Here is a 20,711-nt window from a genome sequence, read left to right as displayed (position 1 = left end):
GCGTCGCCCTCTGCTGCGCCTTCTGCCGCGGGCGCCCGGCTGGCCGTTCGAGCGTGAAGTTAGCTTCACTCTCGGCGCCCAGCGTGAAGATACCTTCACGCTCGGCGGGGCCGAACGCTCGGCGGGGCCGGGGCATCTCGTTCGGCTGGCCGGGCGCTCGGCAGAAGAAAAGGGAGCGCCTAGCCGCTGGGGGACTGGCAGACCTTCCACTGATCGTCGCGGTACTGCAGGTCGAGGCTTCGCGTCGACCGCAGTTGCGGATCGTAGGCCATGAACGTGGTGACGTTGGCCTCGGCGTGCTGGCCGTTGACCACGATCTGGTCGACGCTGGCGATTACCGGGTATTGCTTGGCCGCCGAAACCCGTTGGTACGTCTCGTCCCAGGAACGTTCGTCGTAGTCGACGTACCCGTCGCGGGTAGTGCCGCAGGTGATGCTGCGTAACTGAGTCAGGTCCCCGCGTTGCACGGCGATGTCGAAGTTGTGGATGGCCTGACGCACCAGGTCTTCCTGTGAGACGTGGGAGTGCTTGCCGCGGGTCAGCAGCACGGTGCCCAGGATTGCGATGGCCGCCAGCGCCAACACAATCACGGTGATCGCCAGTACCCAGCCCCAGTTGAAGTTCCGCGACGCGGGACGCGGCTTGTTCCCGTCACGGCCTGGAATAGCTTGTGGCACAGCAGGTTTCGGAGGAAGTGGGGGTTGTCCCGCCGGGCCGGCCGGCCCGGGTGCGGTGTTGAACACTTCGGTCGCCGGCTCGGGAGTGGTGGCGATAATCGCGGTTTCTTTCGCATCGAAGCCGGGCGCGGTAAACCGGCGTTCGCCCTGTTGCCGGTCCGCATCGGTCTCGGGGTCGCCGGTGGGATCGGGTTTGTCGATCACCACGGTCTCGGTCTCAGGGTCGGGCGGAACGAGCGGGTAGGCCTCGGTGGCGTCCTCTTCGGCCTGTTCTGTGCCCGGGTCCTCACCTGGCGGGGTGGTGCCGCGGTTGGGCTCCGGTGGGTTAGGCATGAGTTGGAGCTTAGCGACCCGCGGGGGGACGGCAGAATGGAACTTATGACACCGATGGGTGATCTTCTGGGACCTGATCCGATCCTGCTGCCGGCCGATAGCGAGGCGGAAGCCGAGCTGGCGGCCAACGAGAAGCCGGGCATCGTCGCCGCGGCGCATCCGGCGGCGTCGGTGGCCTGGGCGGCCCTCGCCGAGGAGGCGCTGGCCGAGGACCGGGCCATCACCGCGTACGCATACGCCCGGACCGGTTACCACCGTGGCCTGGACAAGCTGCGTCGCAACGGCTGGAAGGGCTTCGGGCCGGTGCCGTATTCGCACGAACCCAACCGCGGCTTCCTGCGCTGTGTGGCGGCGTTGGCCCGGGCCGCCGACGCGATCGGCGAGGTCGACGAATACGGACGCTGCCTGGACCTGCTCGACGACTGCGACCCGGCGGCGCGCAAGGAGCTGGGGCTCTAGAGCTCTCAGAACTCCTCGGAGCAACGGCTGTCGCCGTTCTCGACCTGGACGGTGGCGTGCTCGAGTCCGCGTTCGTGCAGTACTTCACGGGCGGCGCCGAGCACCTGGGCGGAATCGGCGGCGCTGGTCAAGTGCACGGTGCACATGTCCTTGCCCGGCGACAACGTCCACACATGCAAATCGTGCACTTCGGTGACACCGTCGACGGCGCGCAGCGCCGCCCGCAACTCCTCGACGTCGATGTGGGCGGGCGATGTCTCGGACAGAATCCGCAGCGCCGCGCTCGCGAGCGCGAACGCGCGGGGCAGCACCCAGATCGCGACCAGCACGGCGACCACGACGTCGGCGTACGGCCAATGCGTCGTGACTGTCACGATGCCGGCGATCAGCACGCCGAGGCTGCCGACGATGTCGGCGACGACCTCCATGTAGGCACCCTTGACCGCGAGGCTGCCGGCGGAGTGTGACCGCAACAGCATCGCCACCACGACGTTGGCGGCCACACCGGTGAGTGCGACCACGATCATCGGGACGCCCGGCACCGTTTCCCCGGTGCCGAGCCGGTCGATCGCTTCGATGAGGATGAACACCGCCACGCCGACCAGCAAGGCCGCGTTGGCCACCGCGGTGAAGACCTCGGCGCGGTGCCAGCCGTAGGTGCGGTTGGGGGAGGTGCTGCCGCGGTTGGCCAGCAATACGGCGGTCAGCCCCATGAACACCGCCACCACGTCGGTCAGCATGTGCCCCGCATCGGCCAGCAGCGCAAGGGAATTGATCACCAGGGAGGTGGTCAGCTCTACCGCGAAGAAGGTCGCCAAAATCCCGGCGGCCATGATCATGCGGGGGATCATGCGAGACGCGGCGGCCCCGTCCGAGGCGGGGGTGTGGCTGTGTCCGGCGCCCATGCCGACCAATATATGCGTGGCAATGCATATATTGCAAGGTCAGAACCAGCGACTCCAGAAGCGGGTCAGCGAGTTTCCGGCGTTGGCGAGCAGATGCGGTATCCCGGACAAGTCGAAGAACCAACCCACGATCCCGAACAGCCACTGGTTGATCACCGGAGCCAGCAGCAGGAACAGCAGGATGAACACGCCGTACTGTTTGGCGGGTGCGACGGCGCGCTGGGTGTCGGGGCTCAGATGCGGTTCCAGGGCGTCGTAGCCGTCCAGCCCCGGGATGGGTAACAGGTTCAGCACCACCGCCATGATTTGCAGGAAGCCAAGGAATGCCGCCCCGGCCCACAGCACCCAGTGGTCCGGGTCGAAGAACAGCCGGGTCAGCGTCAGCAACAGCACCGCCAACACCAGGTTGGCCGCCGGGCCGGCCAGGCTGACCAGCGTGCGGCGCGTCGGCGTCATGAACCACGTGCGCACGTACACCGCGGCGCCGGGCAGGCCGATCCCGCCCAGCGCGATGAACACCATCGGCAGCAGCAGCGACAGACCGGGATGGGCATACCGCCGCGGATCCAAGGTCAGATAGCCGCGAACCGCCTCATCGTGATCGCCGAAGCGCCAGGCCGTCACCGCATGGCCGAATTCGTGCAGGCACAGCGAGACCAGCCAGCCGGCGATCACGAAGATGAACACCCCGGCGTAGGCCATCGGGCGCACAGACGTCCCGGCCAGCCAGGCCAACACCCCGCCGACAGCCGTCAGCGCGATCAGCGCCAAGAAGATGGGGCTGGGTCGCACCGACGCGCGCCCGTGTGAGTCCACCGGTCGAAACTACCGGACCAGCAGCCAGCCTTCGACGTGACGGTAGAACGTCGAGCGGCGCGCGGGACGGGGCGCGGCGACCCCGTCCCGGATCACCGCGACGCCGGTGCTGCCCAGCTGGACGGCGCGTCCGGTGATCCACCGCCGCCAGGGCCGGCGAAGCGACGCCCGCAGGCCCGGCATGGCCAGCGTCGGCTCGACGTCCGCACCGGTGACGTCGCCGTCGAACAGAACCGTGTCGTCGACGACGGCTTCGCCACGCAGGCGTTGCCCGTCGGCCGGTGGCCGCCAGCCGGCCCGGCCCACGATCACGGCGCCGGTCTCGTCGCGCACCAGCGTGACCCGCTGGGCCGTGCCGCGCCGGGCGCGGCGCGCCGCGCGCCGACCCGCCGCCGCACGGTAGATCCGTATCGCCCGGGTGCGGCGCGATGGCACGTAGGCGACCTCGACGTCGAGGCGTTCGGCCCGCAGCAGCCGACTCAGCACGGCAGCCAGGTCGGCGTCGGCACCCACCACGACCAGCCGTCGATACGGCCCGACCGCGGCGTCGATGGTGGCGGTGTCGGCCGCCGAATCGGCCTGATGGATCGGCAGCCCCCGCAGCGAACCGGGCAACCGTCGCTCGCCGAACCGCAGCACCGCCACGCTGGACGTGTCGGCGGCGATATTCATGAGCTCCTCACGAGCGGCTGAGATATGGTTGGTCCCCGGCTGGACCACAATAAGCAGGCGCAAACACGCGGGATTGGGTGGGAGCAAGTCATGCCGGCAATCGTCCTCATCGGCGCCCAATGGGGTGACGAGGGCAAAGGTAAGGCCACTGACCTGCTCGGTGGCCGCGTCCAATGGGTGGTGCGTTATCAAGGCGGCAACAACGCCGGACACACGGTCGTCTTGCCGACTGGGGAGAACTTCGCCCTGCACCTGATCCCGTCGGGAGTGTTGACGCCCGGCGTCACCAACGTCATCGGCAACGGCGTGGTGATCGATCCCGGTGTGCTCCTCGACGAGCTCAAGGGGCTGGAGGATCGCGGTGTCGACACCTCAAGGTTGCTGATCTCCGCCGACGCCCACCTGTTGTTGCCGTACCACGTGGCCATTGACAAGGTGACCGAGCGGTACATGGGCAACAAAAAAATCGGCACCACCGGCCGTGGCATCGGGCCCTGCTACCAAGACAAGATCGCCCGGCAAGGCATCCGGGTCGCCGACGTGCTCGACCCCGAGCTGCTTTCGCACAAGGTCGAGGGCGCCCTGGAGCTCAAAAACCAGATCCTGGTCAAGATCTACAACCGCAAGGCCCTGGATCCGCAGCAGGTGGTCGAGGCGCTGTTGGCGCAGGCCGAGGGGTTCAAGCACCGCATCGCCGACACCCGGTTGCTGCTCAACGCGGCGCTCGAGGCCGGTGAGACCGTGCTGCTGGAGGGCTCGCAGGGCACGCTGCTCGACGTCGATCACGGCACCTATCCCTATGTGACGTCATCGAATCCGACGGCGGGCGGCGCGGCCGTCGGCTCTGGCATCGGTCCCACCCGCATCACCACCGTGCTGGGCATCCTCAAGGCCTACACCACGCGGGTGGGCTCGGGTCCGTTCCCGACCGAGTTGTTCGACGAGAACGGCGAATACCTGTCCAAGACCGGCGGCGAGTTCGGCGTGACGACGGGTCGGAGGCGCCGCTGCGGCTGGTTCGACGCCGTCGTCGCCCGCTACGCCACCCGGGTCAACGGCATCACCGATTACTTCCTGACCAAGCTCGACGTGCTGTCCAGTCTGGAGACCGTGCCGGTATGCGTGGGGTACCGCGTCGACGGGGCCCAGACCAGCGAGATGCCGATGACCCAAAGCGATCTATCCCGCGCCGAACCGATCTACGAAGAGCTGCCCGGCTGGTGGGAGGACATCTCCGCAGCGCGCGAGTTCGACGACCTGCCCGCCAAGGCTCGTGATTACGTGCTGCGCGTGGAAGAGCTTGCTGGAGCACATGTTTCGTGCATCGGGGTGGGGCCGGGCCGCGATCAGACCATCGTGCGACGCGACGTGCTGGCGGCTCGCCGGTGACCGACGCCGACGCACGCGAGCTCGACCCCGAATACGAACACCACGGCGGCTTCCCGGAGTACGGGCCGGCCACGCCGGGACCGGGCTTCGGCCGGTTCGTGGCGACCATGCGCCGGCTGCAGGATCTCGCCGTGTCCGCCGACCCGACCGACGACGTCTGGGACGACGCGGCCGATCGCGCCGCCGCCCTGGTGGATCTGTTGAGCCCATTTCAGGCCGCGGTCGAAGGCCAGGCCCCCGCGGGGCGGACGCCTGATCTGCCCGGCATGGGCAGCTTGCTGCTGCCGCCGTGGACGTTGACCCGCTACCAGCCCGACGGTGTCGAAATGACGGGCGAGTTCACTCGGTTTCACGTCGGCGGCAACTATGCGGTGCACGGGGGAGTGCTGCCGCTGCTGTTCGACCACATGTTTGGGATGGTTTCCCACGCCGCGAACCGGCCGATCAGCCGAACGGCTTTCCTGCACGTCGACTACCGCAAGATCACCCCGATCGACGTTCCGTTGCGGGTGAGCGGGCGGGTCACCAGCACCGAGGGTCGCAAGGCGTTCGTCGCCGCGGAGCTGGTCGACGGCGACGGCGTGCTGCTGGCCGAAGCCAACGGTTTGATGGTGCGTTTGCTGCCTGGCCAGCCCTGACCCGCACGCCACATATCCTTAGCTGGTGACTGACGGCGTAACCGAAGGACCCCGCGCGCCCACCGGCACGCCCCGCGTGCTGCTGCTGGGTTCCGACGAACTCAGCCGGGAACTCGCGATCGCCCTGCGGCGCCTCGGCGCGCAGGTGGATGAACATCCCGACGCCGCGACCGACCTGATCGACCGGTTGCGCCCGGATTTCGTGGTGACCGCCACCCCTGCCGTCTCGCCGGCGACCCTGGAGGCCCTCGAAGGCCGCGCGGGCCAGGGCGCCGTCGAGCTGGTACCCAACGCCCGCACCGTGCGGCTGACAAACGACCGTGAGGCGTTGCGGCGGTTGGCCGCCGATCAGTTGGGCCTACCGACCGCGCCGTTCTGGTTCGTCGGATCGGTCGACGAGCTGCGTGCGGTCGCCGCGCACGGCGGATACCCCATGCTGGTGGAGTCCGTGAGCGGGGCCGGCGAGCGATTCGTCGTGTCCCGTCCCGACGAGATCGACGCCGCGTGGCACCGCGTGGTCGGGCAAGACGAGACGCCGCGCGTGCTGGCCGAAACCGTGGTCGAGGTCGAGGTTTGCGTCACGCTGCTCACAATCCGCACCGCGGGCCCCGGTGGGCCGGTGACCGAGTTCTGTTCACCTATCGGGCATCGCCGCGTCGAGCCCGATGTGCTGGAGTCCTGGCAGCCGCAAAAGATGAGCCCCGCCGCGCTCGATGCGGCCAAGTCGATCGCGGCACGCATCGTCAAGGCGCTGGGTGGCCGCGGCGTCTTCGCCGTCGAGCTGATGATTCACGGCGACGAGGTGTACTTTGCCGACATCAGCGCGGTGCTGCCGCAGAGTGCCTGGGTAACCCTGCGCAGTCAGCGGATTTCGGCGATCGAACAGCAGGCCCGCGCGATCCTGGGGCTGCCGGTGGACGCGCTGATGATCTCACCGGCCGCCGCCCGCTCGATCCGTCCGGCGGACACCGCCGCGCTGAACGCCGCGCTGGCGATCCCGGAAAGCGACCTGCGCGTATTCGATCGCGCGCCGGAACCGCGACGGGGGGTGGCGCTGGCCACCGCACCGGACGTGGCGGCCGCACGAGACCGCGCTCGCGATGCGGCCACAGCGGTCTCCGAGGGCCGCCACTAGACTCAATCGGATGAGCTACGCGGGAGACATCACTCCGCTCGAGGCGTGGAAGTTGCTCAGCGACAACCCTCAGGCGGTCCTGGTCGACGTGCGCACCGAGGCCGAATGGCGCTTCGTCGGAGTGCCGGATTTGTCTAGTTTGGGCCGCGACACGGTCTTCATCGAGTGGAACACCTCGACCGGGCACAACGACAACTTCCTGGCCGAACTGAAGGACAAGCTGCCGGCGGAGTCGGGCCCGGTGGTGTTCCTCTGTCGCTCGGGCAACCGCTCGATCGGTGCGGCCGAGACCGCGACCGAGGCGGGCATCGAACCGTCCTACAACATCCTGGACGGCTTCGAGGGCAATCTCGACGCCCACGGACACCGTGGTGAAACTGGTTGGCGGGCAGTCGGATTGCCGTGGAAGCAGCAATGAGCCAGTCGGTCCGCATTCCGAAGGCACTTCCCGACGGGGTTGGCCAAGCCACCATCGGGGTGCGTGGAGGGCTGCTGCGGTCGGCGTTCGACGAAACCGCCGAGGGGATGTTCTTGACCTCCGGCTACGTCTACCCGTCGGCGGCCGAGGCCGAGCAGGCGTTCACCGGCGATATCGACCGCTTTGTGTACTCGCGCTATGGCAACCCCACCGTGTCGATGTTCGAGGAGCGGCTGCGGCTGATCGAGGGCGCACCGGCGGCCTTCGCCACGGCGAGCGGCATGGCCGCGGTGTTCACTTCGTTGGGCGCGCTGCTGGGCGCCGGCGATCGGTTGGTAGCGTCGCGCAGCCTGTTCGGGTCGTGTTTCGTAGTGTGCAACGAGATCCTGCCGCGCTGGGGTGTGGAGGCCGTCTTCGTCGACGGCGACGACCTGTCCCAGTGGGAGCAGGCGCTGTCGGTCCCCACGCAAGCGGTGTTCTTCGAGACGCCGTCCAACCCGATGCAATCGCTGGTGGATATCGCCGCGGTGACCGAGCTGGCGCACGCCGCGGGCGCAAAAGTGGTGCTGGACAATGTGTTTGCCACCCCGCTGCTGCAGCAAGGTTTGCCGCTCGGGGTGGACGTTGTGGTGTATTCCGGCACCAAGCACATCGACGGCCAGGGCCGGGTGCTCGGTGGCGCCATCCTCGGCGACCGGGAGTACATCGACGGCCCGGTGCAAAAGCTGATGCGGCACACCGGCCCGGCGATGAGCGCATTCAACGCCTGGGTGTTGCTGAAAGGCCTTGAGACGCTGGCGGTTCGGGTGGACTACAGCAACTCGTCGGCGCAGCGGATCGCGGAGTTCCTGGAAGACCAGGCCGGCATCAACTGGGTGAAATACCCGTTCCTGGAATCGCATCCGCAGTTCGACCTGGCCAAGCGGCAGATGCGCGGCGGCGGCACGGTGTTGACCTTCGAACTGGACGGTGGCAAAGACCGGGCATTCGAGGTGCTGGACAAGCTGCAGCTGATCGACATCTCGAACAACCTCGGCGACGCGAAATCGCTTGTCACACATCCGGCTACGACGACGCACCGGGCGATGGGGCCGGACGGACGCGCCGCGATCGGACTCGGTGACGGCGTGGTGCGCATTTCTGTCGGTCTGGAGAACACCGACGACCTGATCGCCGATATCGATCAGGCCCTGAGCTAACTGGCGGCTTGCTTTTCGGCTTGTTCGGCTTGGGTCAGTGCCTCTTGGACTTCCATCCAGCTCTGGGTGACTACCCTGGCGTAGATCATCTGGGTGGTGATGGCCATTTGGCTGCGGCCGTCGCCCAGGAAGGTGATGAACCAGGCGACGACGGTGGTGAACCGGTTCTTGAAGCCGACCAGGTAAAGCAGGTGCAGACCCAGCCAGGCCAGCCAGGCGATGAAGCCGCCGAACTCCAGCTTGCCGACCTGGGCGACGGCGCTGAATCGGGAGATGGTGGCCATGCTGCCCTTGTCGAAATAGCTGAACGGCTTGCGGGTGCCCGGGTCGTCGGTGCCCTTGACGATCTCCTTGATTCGGTCGGTCGCATACCGTGCGCCCTGAATCGCGCCCTGGGCCATCCCGGGCACGCCTGCCACCGACATCAGGTCGCCGATGACGAAAACGTTCGGGTGCCCCTTGACGGTCAGGTCGGGCTCGACGACCACCCGTCCGGCCCGGTCGACCTCGGTGCCGTCGGACTGGTCGGCGATGATCCTGCCCAGTGAGCTGGCCTGCACGCCGGCCGCCCACACCTTGCACGCGCATTCGATGCGGCGCTTGGTGCCGTCCTTTTCCTTGATGGTCAGGCCCATGTAGTCCACGTCGTCGACCATCGCGTTGAGCTGAACTTCGACGCCCATCTTTTCCAGCCGGTTTTGCGCCTTGCGGCCTAGCTTCTCACCCATTGGCGGCAACACCGCGGGCGCGGCGTCGAGCAGGATCACCCGGCAGTCGCGGGGCTCGATGGTGCGGAACGCCTGCTTGAGGGTGCGGTGGGCGAGCTCCATGATCTGTCCTGCCACCTCCACACCGGTGGGGCCGGCGCCGACGACGACGAAGGTCAGGCGCCGTTGCCGCTCGGCCGGGTCGTCGGTGACCTCGGCGGCCTCGAACGCGCCGAGGATCCGGCCGCGCAGCTCCAGGGCGTCGTCGATGGTCTTCATGCCGGGCGCGTAGGTCGCGAACTGGTCGTTGCCGAAGTAGGACTGCTGGGCACCGGCCGCCACGATCAGGCTGTCGAACGGCGTCACGGTCTCCATGCCCATCAGCTTCGACGTCACCGTCCTGGCCTTGAGGTCGATGGCGAAGACCTCGCCCAGCAGCACCTGCACGTTCTTTTGCCGTTGCAGCACCAGCCGGGTGGCCGGGGCGATCTCGCCCTCGGACAAGATTCCGGTGGCGACCTGGTAGAGCAGCGGTTGGAACAGGTGGGTGGTCGTCTTCGAGATGAGGACGACGTCGACGTCGGCGCGCTTGAGCGCTTTGGCCGCATTCAGCCCGCCAAATCCGCTACCGATGATGACGACGCGATGGCGCGACATGATTCTCCTTCAGGTCTGCAGATCCCTCTGGCTTTCTCCGTAGCGCATACCCACCCTATGACGTTGCCTCGCGTGGTGTCGCGCGTTCACGGGTCGGCGTGGACCATCGCGGCCTGTGGTGGCGCAGTTGTCGAGCCCGCAAGCCCGCAATTAGCGGTAGTGTTCCCGACAGCATGAAGCATTTCGTCGTCGCGGGACTGACGGGCGGCCTCGCGGTTGGCGCCGTGGTGACGTGCGCACTGCTGACCTTGGCGGCTCCGGCCAGCGCGGGCTGCCAGTTCGGCGGAATCGCGCTCAGCAAGTGCGACGGACCGGTCCAGCCCGACGGGACCTGGCAGCGGTGCGTCGTGTTTCCGCCCGCCCCGGGACGTGACGGCTCCCCGGTTTATGCGGCTAGCACCAATTGCCAGACGTTGGGGCCCGACCAGCACCCGTCGGGTCCGGCTTTCAACGAACCGCCGACTCACATCGATGACTAGCTGTGCCGGCGAACGCTACGTAGCCGGTCACGGCCAGACGGCTGCGCTGCCCTTGTAGTTGGCGTTCAGCGCGGTGCAGAAGTCGGTGTTCGTGCCGGCGAGCAGAACGATGTAGTCGCCGCCCTTGTTGTTGAAAGTTGGTGGCGGGTAAGCCCAACCGCTGTTGCACATCGACGTGGCACTGCCCAGTGAGGGCCGCCGCCAGTTGGACATCTCGCACGCCTTCATGGCATCGGTGTCCGGGTAGGTGCTCTTGGGGATGACCAGCATCGCGCCTCCCCATTGTCCGTCGTTGCGGCGATAGGCACGCGCTCCGAATCCGGCGTTGTTCTTTTGGCATCCCAGCGCCCGCTGCAGCGCCATGAAGGGAGATGCCAGGTCGCGATCGCTGATATTGGCTGCGGCAGCGATGAATTGAGCCGCGTCCTGCCCGTCGGCTTCTTGCACGTTGGGGTCGTTGAGACTTTTGAGTTGCTGCGACAGTTGCGGTGCGGCGCCCGACCCACCGACGACCGGTCCACTATTGCTGGTGGTCAGCGGCGGCAGCGTGCCGGTGGGATCGGCGACGGCCGTGGGCACCGCCAAGGCGCCCAAGGCCAACGTGCATGCAGCGACGAGGTGAATCCGCATCCTTCGACTCCTTCAGTGAGCTGGGGCGACGACCAACGCGTTGAGCACGTGGCGGGTCTGCAGCCGAATGTATTCCTCGACGGTGTAGTTGGGACCGAAGTGCCAGTGTTTGAGCGCCCAGCCGTGGGCGATCAGCATGATGTCATACACAGTCAAATCGACATCGACGGCGCGGAACACCCCGGCGTCGATGCCCGCCTCGATCGTCGCACGAAGCGGTGCGGCGCTGGCTATTTCGAGTTCCTTGAGTTGCGTGCGTTCGGCCGGGCCCAGGGTGCGGGTTTCCCGATAGGTGAGCACTACGCCGTCGAGGTTTTCGTCGACGATCTCGATGTAGCGCCGGATGCCCGCGGCCAACCGCTCGATCGGGTCCGCGCCGGCGGCGTCCATCACCGGCGTCAGCTGATCGCGAAACACATCCAAGATCCGCACGATCGTCGCCAGTAGCAGATCCTCCTTGCCACCAAAGTACTTGTAGATCAAGCCGACGCTGACCTTGGCCTGGGCGGCCAGGTCCTGCATGGACATCTGGTGGAAACCGGTCTTGCCCATCACGGCAACCGCGGCGTCGAGCACCTGGCGGCGCCGCGAGCTGGCCCGGGCCGCACGCACCGCCTCCTCAACGGGCAGGGAGCCGAAATCGCTGACGTCGGCCGTCATCAGATACCCAGATCCTTGGCGATGATCGTCTTCATGATCTCGTTGGTACCGCCGTAAATCGTCTGGATGCGGGCATCGACGAAGGCACGCGAGACGCTGTACTCCCGCATGTAGCCGTATCCGCCGTGCAGCTGCAGGCAGCGGTCGGCGGTGCGGACCTGCAGGTCGGTCGTCCACCATTTCAGCCGGGCCGCCCGCGCCGCGGTGAGTTCGCCGACCAGATGCTGCGCGAGGCAGTCGTCGAGGAAGGTGCGGGCGATGTCGAGCTCGGTGGCCAGCTCGGCCAGCACGAACTGGTTGTGCTGGAAACTGGCGATCGGTGACCCGAAAGCCTTGCGGGCGCGGACATACTCGAGCGTCTCGGCCAGCACGGCTTCGGCGGCGGCCACCGCTCCCACTCCGAGCGCCAGCCGTTCCTGGGGCAGGTTTGCGACCAGCTGATAAAAGCCGCTGCCCTCCTCGCCGAGCAGATTCTGCACCGGCACCCGCATGTCGGTGAAGGTGAGTTCGCTGGTGTCCTGGGCATGTAACCCGATCTTCTCCAGGTTGCGGCCGCGCTCGAAGCCGGGGGTGTCGGCGTCGACCACGAGCAGCGAGAGTCCCTTGTGCCGATCCGGCGACGTGCGCACCGCGACGACGAACAGGTCCCCGCTTTGTCCGTTGGAGATGAACGTCTTGGCGCCGTTGACGACGTAGCAGTCACCGTCGCGCACCGCGGCGGTGCGGATTCCGGCCAGGTCGCTACCCGTCCCGGGCTCGGTCATCGCGACCGCGAGCACCGTTTCACCGGTCACCACGCCGGGCAGCCAGCGTTGCTGCTGGTCGGGTGTGGTCAGATCGGTGAGGTAAGGCAGCACGATGTCGTTTTGCAGCGTGAACGAGATCGCCTCCGCCGCCGCGCCGGCCCGCTGCAATTCGTCGATCACGATCGCGTTGTATCGGAAGTCGTTGACTCCCGCCCCGCCGAACTGTTCGGGGACCGAAAAGCCAAGCAGCCCAAGCTTTCCTGCCTCGACGAACAGCGAGCGGTCCCACTGGCCGTTGCGTTCCCAGGTTTCGTGTGCGGGGGCCACGCGGTGCTGCACGAAATCGCGGACCAGCTCCCGAAACTGCTGATGTTCGGAGGTGTATTCCAGGCGGGTGGCCATCGGCTCTCCTGTCAGCGGAAGGCGTCGCTACCGGTGAAAGCCTGGCCGAGCACCAGCTGGTGCATTTCCGGGGTGCCCTCATAGGTCAGCACCGATTCCAGGTTCACCATGTGCCGGATGACCGGGTATTCCAGCGATATACCATTGCCGCCCAGGATGGTTCGAGCTGTACGGCAAATCTTGATCGCCTCGCGGGTGTTATTGAGTTTGCCGAAGCTGACCTGCTCGGGGCGCAGCCCGACGGTGTCCTTGAGCCGGCCGAGATGCAGCGAAAGTAGCTGTCCCTTGTGCAGTTCGACGGCCATGTCGACCAATTTGGCTTGGGTCAACTGAAAGCCGGCGATCGGACGGCCGAATTGCGTGCGTTGGGTCGCGTAGTCGAGCGCGGCCTGCCACGCCGTGCGTGCCGCGCCCATCGACCCCCAGATGATGCCGTAGCGGGCCTCGGACAGACACGACAACGGTCCGCGCAGGCCCGTCGCCTCGGGCAGCAGGGCGTCGGCGGGTAGCCGCACATCGTCGAGCACCAACTCGCTGGTGATCGACGCCCGCAGCGACAACTTGTGATGAATCGTGTTGGCGGTGAAGCCCGGGGTGCGGGTGGGAACGACGAAACCTCGAATGCCGTCGTCGGTGTTGGCCCACACCACCGCCACGTCGGCGACCGAACCGTTGGTGATCCACAGCTTGCGGCCGTTGAGCACCCAGTCCGCCCCGTCGCGTCGGGCGTGGGTCTTCATCGCGGCGGGATCGGACCCGACGTCCGGCTCGGTGAGCCCGAAGCAGCCGAGCAGCTCGCCGGTGGCCATCCCGGGCAGCCACTGCTGCTTTTGTTCCTCGGAGCCGAAGTTCCAGATTGCGAACATCGCGAGCGATCCCTGCACCGAGACCATCGACCGAATCCCGGAGTCGGCGGCCTCGAGTTCGGTACATGCCAGGCCGTAGTGCACCGCCGACGCGCCGCCACAGCCGTAGCCGTGCAAGTGCATGCCGAGCAGCCCGAGCTCACCGAATTGCTTGGCGAGTTGGCGGACCGGCAGGTCGCCGATCTCGAACCACTCCGCGACGTAGGGCACGACGTGTTCGGCGCAGAATTTTCTGACGGTGTCGCGCACCGCGATCTCGTCGCCGGCCAGCGACGCGTCGAGGCCAAGCGGGTCGTCTCGGTTGAACGCGGGCGCTTTCTGGGAGCTCATCACCTCAGCCTGCCATCGTTGGGCCGCCGCTGTTGTCCGCGGGGCGAGCTGTTCGTGAACGGGGATTCATTCGGGACGAATCTAGGTTCACCCCGCGGTGGGGGTCAAGAATTCGGCCGCCCGGTAGTCTCGCTGCATGCAGCGGCTGGGGTGGCTGGGCTACTTCTTCACGGATGTGTTCTGTGTCTTGCTGTTCTGCGCCGCGGGACGGCGCAGTCACGACGAAGGCCTCAACATCACCGGCATCGCCACGACGGCCTGGCCGTTTCTCACCGGCACCATCGTCGGGTGGCTGGCAGCGCGGGCCTGGCGACGGCCGACCGCGCTGATCCCCGGCGGGGTGGTGATCTGGCTGTGCACCCTGGTGATCGGCATGCTGTTGCGCAAAGCCAGCGGCGCGGGTGTGGCCACGAGTTTCGTCGTGGTCGCCGCGACCGTGACGGCCGTGTTCTTGTTGGGTTGGCGAGCCGGCGTCGGGCTGAGCCAGCAGCGCCGCTCCGACGACGTCTGAGGCCGGATGGCCCGAACAGCCGACGACACCTGGGGCCCCGATAACGGTGTGGGGCTGACCGCGACATTCGGCGCGGCCATGCGGGCCCTGGCGACCAGCGCGGGTCTGATCAACGACCCCCTCGCCGAGGCGTTGGTGCGCGCCGCGGGTGTGCCGTCGTTGGCCCGGATGGTCGACGACCGGCGATACGCCGACGATGGCGCCCACGATGCCGTCACGAGCGATCTGATCACCCTGCTTGGCGTGCAAACCCGGTTCTTCGACGAGTTCCTCGCCGCCGCCGGGCGCGCCGGCATCCGCCAGGTGGTGATCCTGGCCTCCGGGCTGGACACCCGGCCCTACCGGTTGTGGTGGCCGCCGGGGACGACGGTGTACGAACTCGACCAGCCCGACGTCATCGACTTCAAGACCGCCGTGCTGCAGCACCTGCGCGCCGACCTCAATGCACACCGCCGCGCGGTGGGGGTCGATCTGCGGGCAGATTGGTCGACGGCCCTGCGCCGGGTCGGATACGACGTGAGGCAGCCCACGGCGTGGATCGCGGAAACCTTGCTCGGCGGATTGCTGTCTGCCGACGCGCAGAACCGGTTGCTCAACGACGTCACCGCGGCCAGCGCGGTGGGCAGCCGGTTCGCCGCTGATCACTTACCCGGCTGGGCTGCGTGGGATCGGCTCGGTTTGGACGCGGGCCTGGTCGGACTGACGTTTCGCGATGAATTCCACCCTGTGCCGCAGTATTTGGGCGAACAAGGCTGGCAGACCGACGACCGGGACATCGCCGATCTGTTCGCCATGATCGGAATGGGCGCGCGGTGGACTGGCTCCGACGTCGGGGATGCGATTGCGCCCCGTTACGTCACGGCGACGCGATCGGCCGCGCCGCACGGGGTTGGAATGCATTCGCTCGATAGGTGTTAGAGGTGAGGTGAAGGTGAGTCCGCTCCACTTCGTGCCGGCGACGTTGGACGACGCGCTGGCGCAACCGCTGCTCACGGAGCTGGCGCAGGAGTACGCACAGCGGTACGAGCGCGCCGCGCCAGAGGTGTTGGCCTGGCTGAAGGACAACGCCGCCGACGAATTCGCACCACCGGACGGGGGAATGTTGATAGGTCTGCTGGACGGACGGCCGGTCACCGGCGGCGGCTTTCGCCGACTCGACACCGAAACGGCGGAACTCAAACGCGTCTGGACCGACCGCCAACATCGCCGCCGCGGCTATGCGATGGCCTTGCTGGCGGAGCTCGAAGCCGAAATCGCCGCGCGCGGTTACACGAAGATCTACTTGGTGACCGGTGACCGCCAGCCCGAGGCCGAGGAGCTGTACGCGGCCACCGGCTACACCCGGCTGGATGAACCGCTACCCTCCGAAGCCCCGATCTTGCCGATCGCATTCGAAAAGCGCCTCGCATGACCGCGGCGTTGCACTTGGCCGTCGCGCTAGACGGGTACGGGTGGGACCCGCAGGCCTGGCGGGCAACCCTGGCGGCCCAACCCGACACGCCGCCGGTGCTCAGCGGCGGCTACTGGGCCGGCCTTGCGGCGACCGCCGAGCGCGGGCTGCTCGACTTCCTCACCATCGACGACAGCCTGATGCCCCAGCCGGGGCGTCGTGAGCAGATCGACCCCAGGCGGCTGGCCGGCCGCGGCGACGCGGCGTTGGTCGCGGCCCGCATCGCCCCCGTGACCCGACACATCGGTCTGATGCCGGTGGCGACGGTGACCCATACCGAGCCGTTCCACGTCTCCAAAGCAATTGCCACACTGGACTATGTCTCACACGGTCGGGCGGGTTGGCAGCCGAGAGTCAGCTCGACCGCGCACGAGGCCGCGCTGTTCGGTCGGCGCGACGTCGCCGGGGTCGACCTGTTCGCGGAGGCCGTGGATTACGTCGAGGTGGTGCGCCGATTGTGGGACAGCTGGGAGGACGACGCGATCATCCGCGACGTGGCCACCGGCCGCTACGTCGATGTCGACAAACTGCACTACGTCGACTTCGTCGGCAAGTTCTTCTCGGTGAAAGGCCCGTCGATCACACCCCGTCCGCCGCAAGGCCAGCCGGTGGTGGCCGCCCTGGCCCACCTCGGCCCGGTCTACGAATTCGCCGCGGCCAGTGCCGATCTCGTCTTCATCACGCCGAAGGATGACAGCTCACTGCGCGGTATTCTCGGCGAGGTGGTGGCCGCGGGTGGATCCGGGCTGAAGGTCTTCGCCGACGTGGTCGTGTCGTTCGGCGGCGACGGCGACCCCCGCTCCGACGCGCTGAATTTCACCGGAACACCATCGGATCTGGTGGACCTGCTGGTGGGCTGGCAGCGCCTCGGCATTCACGGCGCCCGGCTGCGGCCGGCCGTCAACGCCATCGATCTGCCGGTGATCGTCGACAAGGTGGTACCGCTGTTGCAGCGGGCCGGCCGCTTCCGCACCGCCTACCAGGAAGGCGAGACGCTGCGCTCTCGGCTCGGCTTACCGGTGGCGCCCAACCGCTATGCGGTGGTGAACCGATGAACGCGCCGCTGTCGGTCCTGGACCTCGCGCCGATCAGCGCGGGCAGCGACGCCGCGACGGCGTTGCGCAACACCATCGAGCTCGCTCAACGCGCCGAGGCGTGGGGCTTTCGACGTTACTGGGTCGCCGAGCATCACTTCGTGGCCGTCGCCAGCGCCGCGCCGGCGGTGTTGATCGGCCAGATCGCGTCCGCTACCAACACCATTCAGGTCGGTGCCGCGGCCGTGCAACTGGGTTACACCACCGCCATCGCGGTCGTCGAGAGCTTCGGAATGCTCGAGGCCTTCTATCCCGGGCGCATCGATCTGGGAGTGGGGCGGTCGGGGCAGCGCCACGCCGAACAACACAAGCCGAAGAAGCCGAGGGAACCCCGGCCGCCGCGGGTGTGGCACGAGGTGGACGGCGTCGTCATCCCAACCCCGTTCGATCTGCGCGGGCGGCTCGACCTCGAGCAGGTACAAGCCACCATGGGACTGCTGCAGCAACCGGAGGCGGTGTCGCCGGACTTCGCCGAGCAGGTCGACGACATCCTGGCGCTGCTCGACGGTACGTACCGCGCGGGCAATTGCGACGTGCATGCGGTGCCGGGGGAAGGAAGCGGATTGCGGCCCTGGGTCTTTGGCAGCACCCGCGGCCAAAGCGCACGCGTGGCCGGGGCGCGGGGGTTACCGTTCGTCGCGAGCTACCACATCACGCCGGCGACCGCCCTGGAAGCGATCGAGGCCTACCGCGACACGTTCGTGCCGTCGGCGGCGCTGCAGCGGCCCTACGTGGTGGTGTCGGCGGATATCGTGGTCGCCGACGACACCGCCACCGCCAAACAGCTGGCCGCCGGGTACGGTCACTGGGTCTATTCGATCCGAACGGGTGTCGGCGCCATGCCCTACCCGAAGCCAGAAGATTGCCCGCCGCTGACCGAAGACCAGCTGGACTTGGTAAAAGACCGGGTCGCAACGCAATTCGTGGGCAACGCGGGCGAGGTCGCCGAACGTTTGCAGGCGTTGCAGCGGGTCACCGGGGCCGACGAGTTGGTCATCACCTCGGTAACCCATCGTCACCAGGACCGGCTGCGCTCGCACGAGTTGATCGCGCGGGAGTGGGGGTTGACCGGGTGAACATCCGAGAAGGTCTGCAGCGCAAGCCGATTCATTTGGCCGCCCACTTTCCGGGCGTCAACAACACGACGGTGTGGACCGATCCCAGCGCGGGCAGCCAGATCGAATTCGACTCCTTCGTCCATCTCGCCCGTACCGCCGAACGCGGATTGTTCGACTTCTTCTTTTTGGCCGAGGGGCTGCGGCTGCGCGAGCATCGCGGGCGCATCTACGATCTGGACGTCGTGGGCCGGCCGGACACGTTCACCGTCTTGGCGGCGCTGGCCGGGGTCACCGACCGGATCGGACTGACCGGAACGATCAATACCACCTTCAACGAACCATTCGAGGTGGCAAGGCAATTCGCCACCCTCGACCACCTGTCCGGTGGCCGGTCGGGCTGGAACATCGTCACTTCCTCGGACGCCTTCACCGGCGCGAACTTCCGTCGCGGCGGTTTCCTGAGTCACGCCGACCGATATCGTCGCGCCGAGGAATTCGTCACCGTCGCCCGCGAATTCTGGGACAGCTGGCAGCCCGGTGCGGTGCTGGCCGATGTCGCCGGCGGAACCTTCGTCGACCCGTCCGGTATCCGCGCGGTCGAACATCAGGGACCGCAGTTCGACGTGCGAGGGTTCGCGACCCTGCCGGCCGGCCCGCAGGGGCACCCGGTCCTGCTACAGGCCGGCGACTCCGACGAGGGCCGCGCGTTCGGCGCGAGGTACGCCGACGCGCTGTTCACTTTGCACGGCTCGCTGTCCGACGGCCAGCGCTACTACGCCGACGTCAAGGGTCGGGCCGCAGCAGCTGGCCGAGACCCAAGCCAGCTCAAGGTTTTTCCAGCCGCGACCTTCGTGCTGGGCGATTCCGACGCCGAGGCGCAGGACAAGGCGCGCCACATTCGCCACCAGCAGGTCAGCGGCGCCACGGCGATTGCGATGCTCGAGCAGGTGTGGGGACGTGAGCTCGCCGACCTCGACCCGGACGGTCCGCTGCCCGAGTTTGATCCGGTCGTCGACAGCGACATCACTCAGGGCCGGGTGCGCCACGTCGACCCCGTCGCGGTCGCCAGCCGCTGGCGCGAGCGCGCCGAGGCGGAGAACCTCTCGATCCGCGAGCTGATCATCGCCGTCACCAGCCGCGAGCAGTTCGTCGGCACGGCGAGTCGAATCGCCGACGAGATCGACGACTACATCCAGGCCGACGCCTGCGACGGGTTCATCCTGGTGCCGCATCTGACACCGCACGGACTCGACGAGTTCGTCGACCGCGTGGTGCCACTACTGCAGGAACGCGGGGCCTACCGCAGTGAGTACGGCGGCGAGACGCTGCGAGATCACCTGGGGCTCAGCGAGATCGCGGCGCGTACATGATCACCGCCACGCCGATCAGGCAGACCAATGCTCCGGCGATATCCCAGCGGTCGGGGCGGAACCCGTCAAAAGCCATGCCCCACAACAGGGAGCCGGCCACGAAGATGCCGCCGTACGCGGCCAGAACCCGACCGAAATGGGAGTCGGGCTGCAAGGTGGCGACGAAGCCGTAGCCGCCGAGGGCGATCATGCCCCAGCCCGCCCAGATCCAGCCGCGGTGCTCGCGGATGCCCTGCCACACCAGCCAGGCGCCGCCGATCTCGAACAGCGCCGCCAACACGAACAGTGAAACCGATTTGGCAACCGTCACCGCACGCCCTTTTCTCGGAAGGCCTTTTTCAGTGCCGCATCGGTGGCTTCGCGGATTGGTCCGCGCCACAGCGGGCCATGGCCGGGCGCCAGCACCTCGGTTTCCAACAGTGCCAGCGCTGACAACGTGCGAATGCAGTCCTGCTGGCTGTAACTGAAAATCGCCGGCAGCAGCTGCGGGCCGTCGTGACGGATCAGCGGATGTCCGGTGATTAACGCATCGCCGCTGACCAACACGCCGTCGACCAGATACGAGCAATGACCGTGGGTGTGGCCGGGGCTGAACACGGGTCGCGGATGTCCCGGCAGGGTCGCGGCGATTTCGGACGTCAACGGCTTGGTCGTCGGGATTCCGTCGCGAACAAGGCCGCCGCTACGCACCACGTGCGCGATCCACACCGCCCACCGCGGCCGCCACATGCGTAGCGCCAGATCGGGGACCGACACCTGCTCGAGGTATTCGCGTTTGGCGTGCCCGACTTCGTCGGCGTGGCAGTAGACCGGCGTGCCGTGCTGGCCGGCAAACCAGATGGCCGTTCCGAGGTGGTCGATGTGGGCGTGCGTCAACAGGATGGCGCGCACCTCGCCGGCGCCGTAACCGAGCTGATTCAGCGAGGACAGCACGGCTTCGCGGTCACCGGGGTAGCCGGCGTCGATCAGTAGCACGCCACTGTCGTCGGTCACCAGCGTCCAATTGACGGCTTCACCCTGGACGAGATGCACGGTATCGGTTACTTGGACGAGTTTGGGTGCCGGTCCCATGCGCGCGAGTCTAAGGCGACCGCGGCCGCGGCAAAGCCG

At 67.4% G+C, this 20,711-nt stretch carries 24 protein-coding genes; 13 read left to right on the top strand and 11 right to left on the bottom strand.

Going from position 1 to position 20,711, the window contains the following annotated elements; all coding sequences use genetic code 11:
* Positions 1-179: 179 nt before the first annotated feature.
* Positions 180-1,010 carry an Rv0361 family membrane protein gene (locus G6N33_RS09350; protein WP_044509586.1) on the bottom strand — a complete coding sequence of 277 codons (831 nt, stop codon included), beginning with the start codon at positions 1,008-1,010 and terminating at the stop codon, positions 180-182.
* Between the two features lie 45 nt (positions 1,011-1,055).
* Between G6N33_RS09350 and G6N33_RS09345 the strand changes: the two genes are divergently transcribed.
* Complete coding sequence (locus G6N33_RS09345; protein ID WP_044509587.1) at positions 1,056-1,469, top strand: DUF3151 domain-containing protein; 414 nt, start codon at positions 1,056-1,058, stop codon at positions 1,467-1,469.
* Positions 1,470-1,474: 5 nt separating this feature from the next.
* On the opposite strand, the gene G6N33_RS09340 is transcribed toward G6N33_RS09345, so the two are convergent.
* The 3 genes from G6N33_RS09340 to G6N33_RS09330 are packed head-to-tail and all read right to left on the bottom strand — an operon-like array spanning position 1,475 to position 3,862.
* On the bottom strand, positions 1,475-2,374 hold the full coding sequence (locus tag G6N33_RS09340) for a cation diffusion facilitator family transporter (RefSeq protein ID WP_044509588.1): 900 nt from the start codon (positions 2,372-2,374) through the stop codon (positions 1,475-1,477).
* A gap of 39 nt (positions 2,375-2,413) precedes the next feature.
* The gene (locus tag G6N33_RS09335) at positions 2,414-3,190 is read right to left on the bottom strand and encodes a site-2 protease family protein (RefSeq protein WP_044509589.1); all 777 of its coding nucleotides are present in this window, start codon (positions 3,188-3,190) and stop codon (positions 2,414-2,416) included.
* A 9-nt stretch (positions 3,191-3,199) separates the two neighbouring features.
* Positions 3,200-3,862, bottom strand: coding sequence for a peptidase M50 (locus tag G6N33_RS09330; protein WP_101528423.1), 663 nt, complete (start codon positions 3,860-3,862; stop codon positions 3,200-3,202).
* Between the two features lie 90 nt (positions 3,863-3,952).
* Between G6N33_RS09330 and G6N33_RS09325 the strand changes: the two genes are divergently transcribed.
* Genes G6N33_RS09325 through G6N33_RS09305 form a run of 5 tightly spaced genes read left to right on the top strand, consistent with a single transcriptional unit; the run spans position 3,953 to position 8,641 of the window.
* Positions 3,953-5,251, top strand: a complete 1,299-nt coding sequence (locus G6N33_RS09325; protein WP_044512772.1) for an adenylosuccinate synthase — start codon at positions 3,953-3,955, stop codon at positions 5,249-5,251.
* Positions 5,248-5,889, top strand: a complete 642-nt coding sequence (locus G6N33_RS09320) for a PaaI family thioesterase (RefSeq protein WP_044509590.1) — start codon at positions 5,248-5,250, stop codon at positions 5,887-5,889. Before G6N33_RS09325 ends, G6N33_RS09320 begins: the two co-directional genes overlap by 4 nt.
* Before the next feature lie 25 nt (positions 5,890-5,914).
* The gene (locus G6N33_RS09315; RefSeq protein WP_044509591.1) at positions 5,915-7,024 is read left to right on the top strand and encodes an ATP-grasp domain-containing protein; all 1,110 of its coding nucleotides are present in this window, start codon (positions 5,915-5,917) and stop codon (positions 7,022-7,024) included.
* A gap of 10 nt (positions 7,025-7,034) precedes the next feature.
* Positions 7,035-7,442: a rhodanese-like domain-containing protein gene (locus G6N33_RS09310; protein ID WP_044509592.1), complete on the top strand. Its 408-nt coding sequence runs from the start codon at positions 7,035-7,037 to the stop codon at positions 7,440-7,442.
* Positions 7,439-8,641 carry an O-succinylhomoserine sulfhydrylase gene (locus G6N33_RS09305; protein WP_044509593.1) on the top strand — a complete coding sequence of 401 codons (1,203 nt, stop codon included), beginning with the start codon at positions 7,439-7,441 and terminating at the stop codon, positions 8,639-8,641. The genes G6N33_RS09310 and G6N33_RS09305 overlap by 4 nt, the downstream gene beginning before the upstream one ends.
* On the opposite strand, the gene G6N33_RS09300 is transcribed toward G6N33_RS09305, so the two are convergent.
* Positions 8,638-10,005 (bottom strand): NAD(P)/FAD-dependent oxidoreductase, encoded by a 1,368-nt coding sequence (locus tag G6N33_RS09300; RefSeq protein ID WP_044509594.1) that lies wholly within the window; start codon positions 10,003-10,005, stop codon positions 8,638-8,640. The two genes, G6N33_RS09305 and G6N33_RS09300, sit on opposite strands and share 4 nt — an antisense overlap.
* A gap of 173 nt (positions 10,006-10,178) precedes the next feature.
* Between G6N33_RS09300 and G6N33_RS09295 the strand changes: the two genes are divergently transcribed.
* On the top strand, positions 10,179-10,484 hold the full coding sequence (locus tag G6N33_RS09295) for a CDGP domain-containing protein (protein WP_044509595.1): 306 nt from the start codon (positions 10,179-10,181) through the stop codon (positions 10,482-10,484).
* 27 nt (positions 10,485-10,511) lie between these two features.
* Here G6N33_RS09295 and G6N33_RS09290 read toward each other — a convergent pair whose 3' ends face one another.
* Genes G6N33_RS09290 through G6N33_RS09275 form a run of 4 tightly spaced genes read right to left on the bottom strand, consistent with a single transcriptional unit; the run spans position 10,512 to position 14,118 of the window.
* Positions 10,512-11,114 carry a hypothetical protein gene (locus tag G6N33_RS09290; RefSeq protein ID WP_044509596.1) on the bottom strand — a complete coding sequence of 201 codons (603 nt, stop codon included), beginning with the start codon at positions 11,112-11,114 and terminating at the stop codon, positions 10,512-10,514.
* A gap of 12 nt (positions 11,115-11,126) precedes the next feature.
* Positions 11,127-11,774 carry a TetR/AcrR family transcriptional regulator gene (locus G6N33_RS09285; RefSeq protein WP_044509598.1) on the bottom strand — a complete coding sequence of 216 codons (648 nt, stop codon included), beginning with the start codon at positions 11,772-11,774 and terminating at the stop codon, positions 11,127-11,129.
* The gene (locus G6N33_RS09280; protein WP_044509599.1) at positions 11,774-12,922 is read right to left on the bottom strand and encodes an acyl-CoA dehydrogenase family protein; all 1,149 of its coding nucleotides are present in this window, start codon (positions 12,920-12,922) and stop codon (positions 11,774-11,776) included. The genes G6N33_RS09285 and G6N33_RS09280 overlap by 1 nt, the downstream gene beginning before the upstream one ends.
* 11 nt (positions 12,923-12,933) lie before the next feature.
* A complete protein-coding gene (locus G6N33_RS09275; protein WP_044509600.1) occupies positions 12,934-14,118 on the bottom strand; it encodes an acyl-CoA dehydrogenase in 1,185 nt (394 codons plus the stop codon).
* Between the two features lie 136 nt (positions 14,119-14,254).
* Here G6N33_RS09275 and G6N33_RS09270 point away from each other — a divergent pair, with 136 nt between their 5' ends.
* From G6N33_RS09270 to G6N33_RS09245, 6 genes are read left to right on the top strand one after another with little or no spacing between them, the layout of a single operon-like run.
* On the top strand, positions 14,255-14,629 hold the full coding sequence (locus G6N33_RS09270; RefSeq protein ID WP_044509601.1) for a DUF3054 domain-containing protein: 375 nt from the start codon (positions 14,255-14,257) through the stop codon (positions 14,627-14,629).
* 6 nt (positions 14,630-14,635) lie between these two features.
* A complete protein-coding gene (locus G6N33_RS09265) occupies positions 14,636-15,547 on the top strand; it encodes an SAM-dependent methyltransferase (RefSeq protein WP_044509602.1) in 912 nt (303 codons plus the stop codon).
* A 13-nt stretch (positions 15,548-15,560) separates the two neighbouring features.
* Positions 15,561-16,040, top strand: coding sequence for a GNAT family N-acetyltransferase (locus G6N33_RS09260; RefSeq protein WP_231382542.1), 480 nt, complete (start codon positions 15,561-15,563; stop codon positions 16,038-16,040).
* Entirely contained in the window at positions 16,037-17,134 is a 1,098-nt protein-coding gene (locus G6N33_RS09255; protein WP_044509603.1) for an LLM class flavin-dependent oxidoreductase, read from the top strand. Before G6N33_RS09260 ends, G6N33_RS09255 begins: the two co-directional genes overlap by 4 nt.
* Positions 17,131-18,249 carry an LLM class flavin-dependent oxidoreductase gene (locus tag G6N33_RS09250; RefSeq protein ID WP_044509604.1) on the top strand — a complete coding sequence of 373 codons (1,119 nt, stop codon included), beginning with the start codon at positions 17,131-17,133 and terminating at the stop codon, positions 18,247-18,249. The genes G6N33_RS09255 and G6N33_RS09250 overlap by 4 nt, the downstream gene beginning before the upstream one ends.
* Positions 18,246-19,601, top strand: a complete 1,356-nt coding sequence (locus tag G6N33_RS09245) for an NtaA/DmoA family FMN-dependent monooxygenase (RefSeq protein WP_101528421.1) — start codon at positions 18,246-18,248, stop codon at positions 19,599-19,601. The genes G6N33_RS09250 and G6N33_RS09245 overlap by 4 nt, the downstream gene beginning before the upstream one ends.
* Here G6N33_RS09245 and G6N33_RS09240 read toward each other — a convergent pair.
* Together G6N33_RS09240 and G6N33_RS09235 are read right to left on the bottom strand one after the other, a co-directional pair.
* Positions 19,576-19,911 carry a YnfA family protein gene (locus G6N33_RS09240; RefSeq protein ID WP_044509605.1) on the bottom strand — a complete coding sequence of 112 codons (336 nt, stop codon included), beginning with the start codon at positions 19,909-19,911 and terminating at the stop codon, positions 19,576-19,578. The genes G6N33_RS09245 and G6N33_RS09240 overlap by 26 nt on opposite strands.
* A complete protein-coding gene (locus G6N33_RS09235) occupies positions 19,908-20,672 on the bottom strand; it encodes an MBL fold metallo-hydrolase (RefSeq protein ID WP_101528420.1) in 765 nt (254 codons plus the stop codon). The genes G6N33_RS09240 and G6N33_RS09235 overlap by 4 nt, the downstream gene beginning before the upstream one ends.
* Positions 20,673-20,711 lie beyond the last annotated feature (39 nt).

The organism is Mycobacterium simiae (genome assembly GCF_010727605.1).
GTDB lineage: Bacteria > Actinomycetota > Actinomycetes > Mycobacteriales > Mycobacteriaceae > Mycobacterium > Mycobacterium simiae.
Note: the sequence above shows the minus strand (reverse complement) of the source record. Positions and strands in the feature narration are given on the sequence as shown.

Excerpts from the sequence above, each read along its gene's own strand:
- G6N33_RS09285 (WP_044509598.1), bottom strand. The coding sequence starts at position 11,774 with ATGACGGCCGACGTCAGCGATTTCGGCTCCCTGCCCGTTGAGGAGGCG.
- G6N33_RS09255 (WP_044509603.1), top strand. The coding sequence starts at position 16,037 with ATGACCGCGGCGTTGCACTTGGCCGTCGCGCTAGACGGGTACGGGTGG.
- G6N33_RS09300 (WP_044509594.1), bottom strand. The coding sequence starts at position 10,005 with ATGTCGCGCCATCGCGTCGTCATCATCGGTAGCGGATTTGGCGGGCTG.
- G6N33_RS09340 (WP_044509588.1), bottom strand. The coding sequence starts at position 2,374 with ATGGGCGCCGGACACAGCCACACCCCCGCCTCGGACGGGGCCGCCGCG.
- G6N33_RS09265 (WP_044509602.1), top strand. The coding sequence starts at position 14,636 with ATGGCCCGAACAGCCGACGACACCTGGGGCCCCGATAACGGTGTGGGG.
- G6N33_RS09270 (WP_044509601.1), top strand. The coding sequence starts at position 14,255 with ATGCAGCGGCTGGGGTGGCTGGGCTACTTCTTCACGGATGTGTTCTGT.
- G6N33_RS09305 (WP_044509593.1), top strand. The coding sequence starts at position 7,439 with ATGAGCCAGTCGGTCCGCATTCCGAAGGCACTTCCCGACGGGGTTGGC.
- G6N33_RS09290 (WP_044509596.1), bottom strand. The coding sequence starts at position 11,114 with ATGCGGATTCACCTCGTCGCTGCATGCACGTTGGCCTTGGGCGCCTTG.
- G6N33_RS09325 (WP_044512772.1), top strand. The coding sequence starts at position 3,953 with ATGCCGGCAATCGTCCTCATCGGCGCCCAATGGGGTGACGAGGGCAAA.
- G6N33_RS09280 (WP_044509599.1), bottom strand. The coding sequence starts at position 12,922 with ATGGCCACCCGCCTGGAATACACCTCCGAACATCAGCAGTTTCGGGAG.
- G6N33_RS09250 (WP_044509604.1), top strand. The coding sequence starts at position 17,131 with ATGAACGCGCCGCTGTCGGTCCTGGACCTCGCGCCGATCAGCGCGGGC.
- G6N33_RS09275 (WP_044509600.1), bottom strand. The coding sequence starts at position 14,118 with ATGAGCTCCCAGAAAGCGCCCGCGTTCAACCGAGACGACCCGCTTGGC.
- G6N33_RS09235 (WP_101528420.1), bottom strand. The coding sequence starts at position 20,672 with ATGGGACCGGCACCCAAACTCGTCCAAGTAACCGATACCGTGCATCTC.
- G6N33_RS09345 (WP_044509587.1), top strand. The coding sequence starts at position 1,056 with ATGACACCGATGGGTGATCTTCTGGGACCTGATCCGATCCTGCTGCCG.
- G6N33_RS09295 (WP_044509595.1), top strand. The coding sequence starts at position 10,179 with ATGAAGCATTTCGTCGTCGCGGGACTGACGGGCGGCCTCGCGGTTGGC.
- G6N33_RS09330 (WP_101528423.1), bottom strand. The coding sequence starts at position 3,862 with ATGAATATCGCCGCCGACACGTCCAGCGTGGCGGTGCTGCGGTTCGGC.
- G6N33_RS09310 (WP_044509592.1), top strand. The coding sequence starts at position 7,035 with ATGAGCTACGCGGGAGACATCACTCCGCTCGAGGCGTGGAAGTTGCTC.
- G6N33_RS09350 (WP_044509586.1), bottom strand. The coding sequence starts at position 1,010 with ATGCCTAACCCACCGGAGCCCAACCGCGGCACCACCCCGCCAGGTGAG.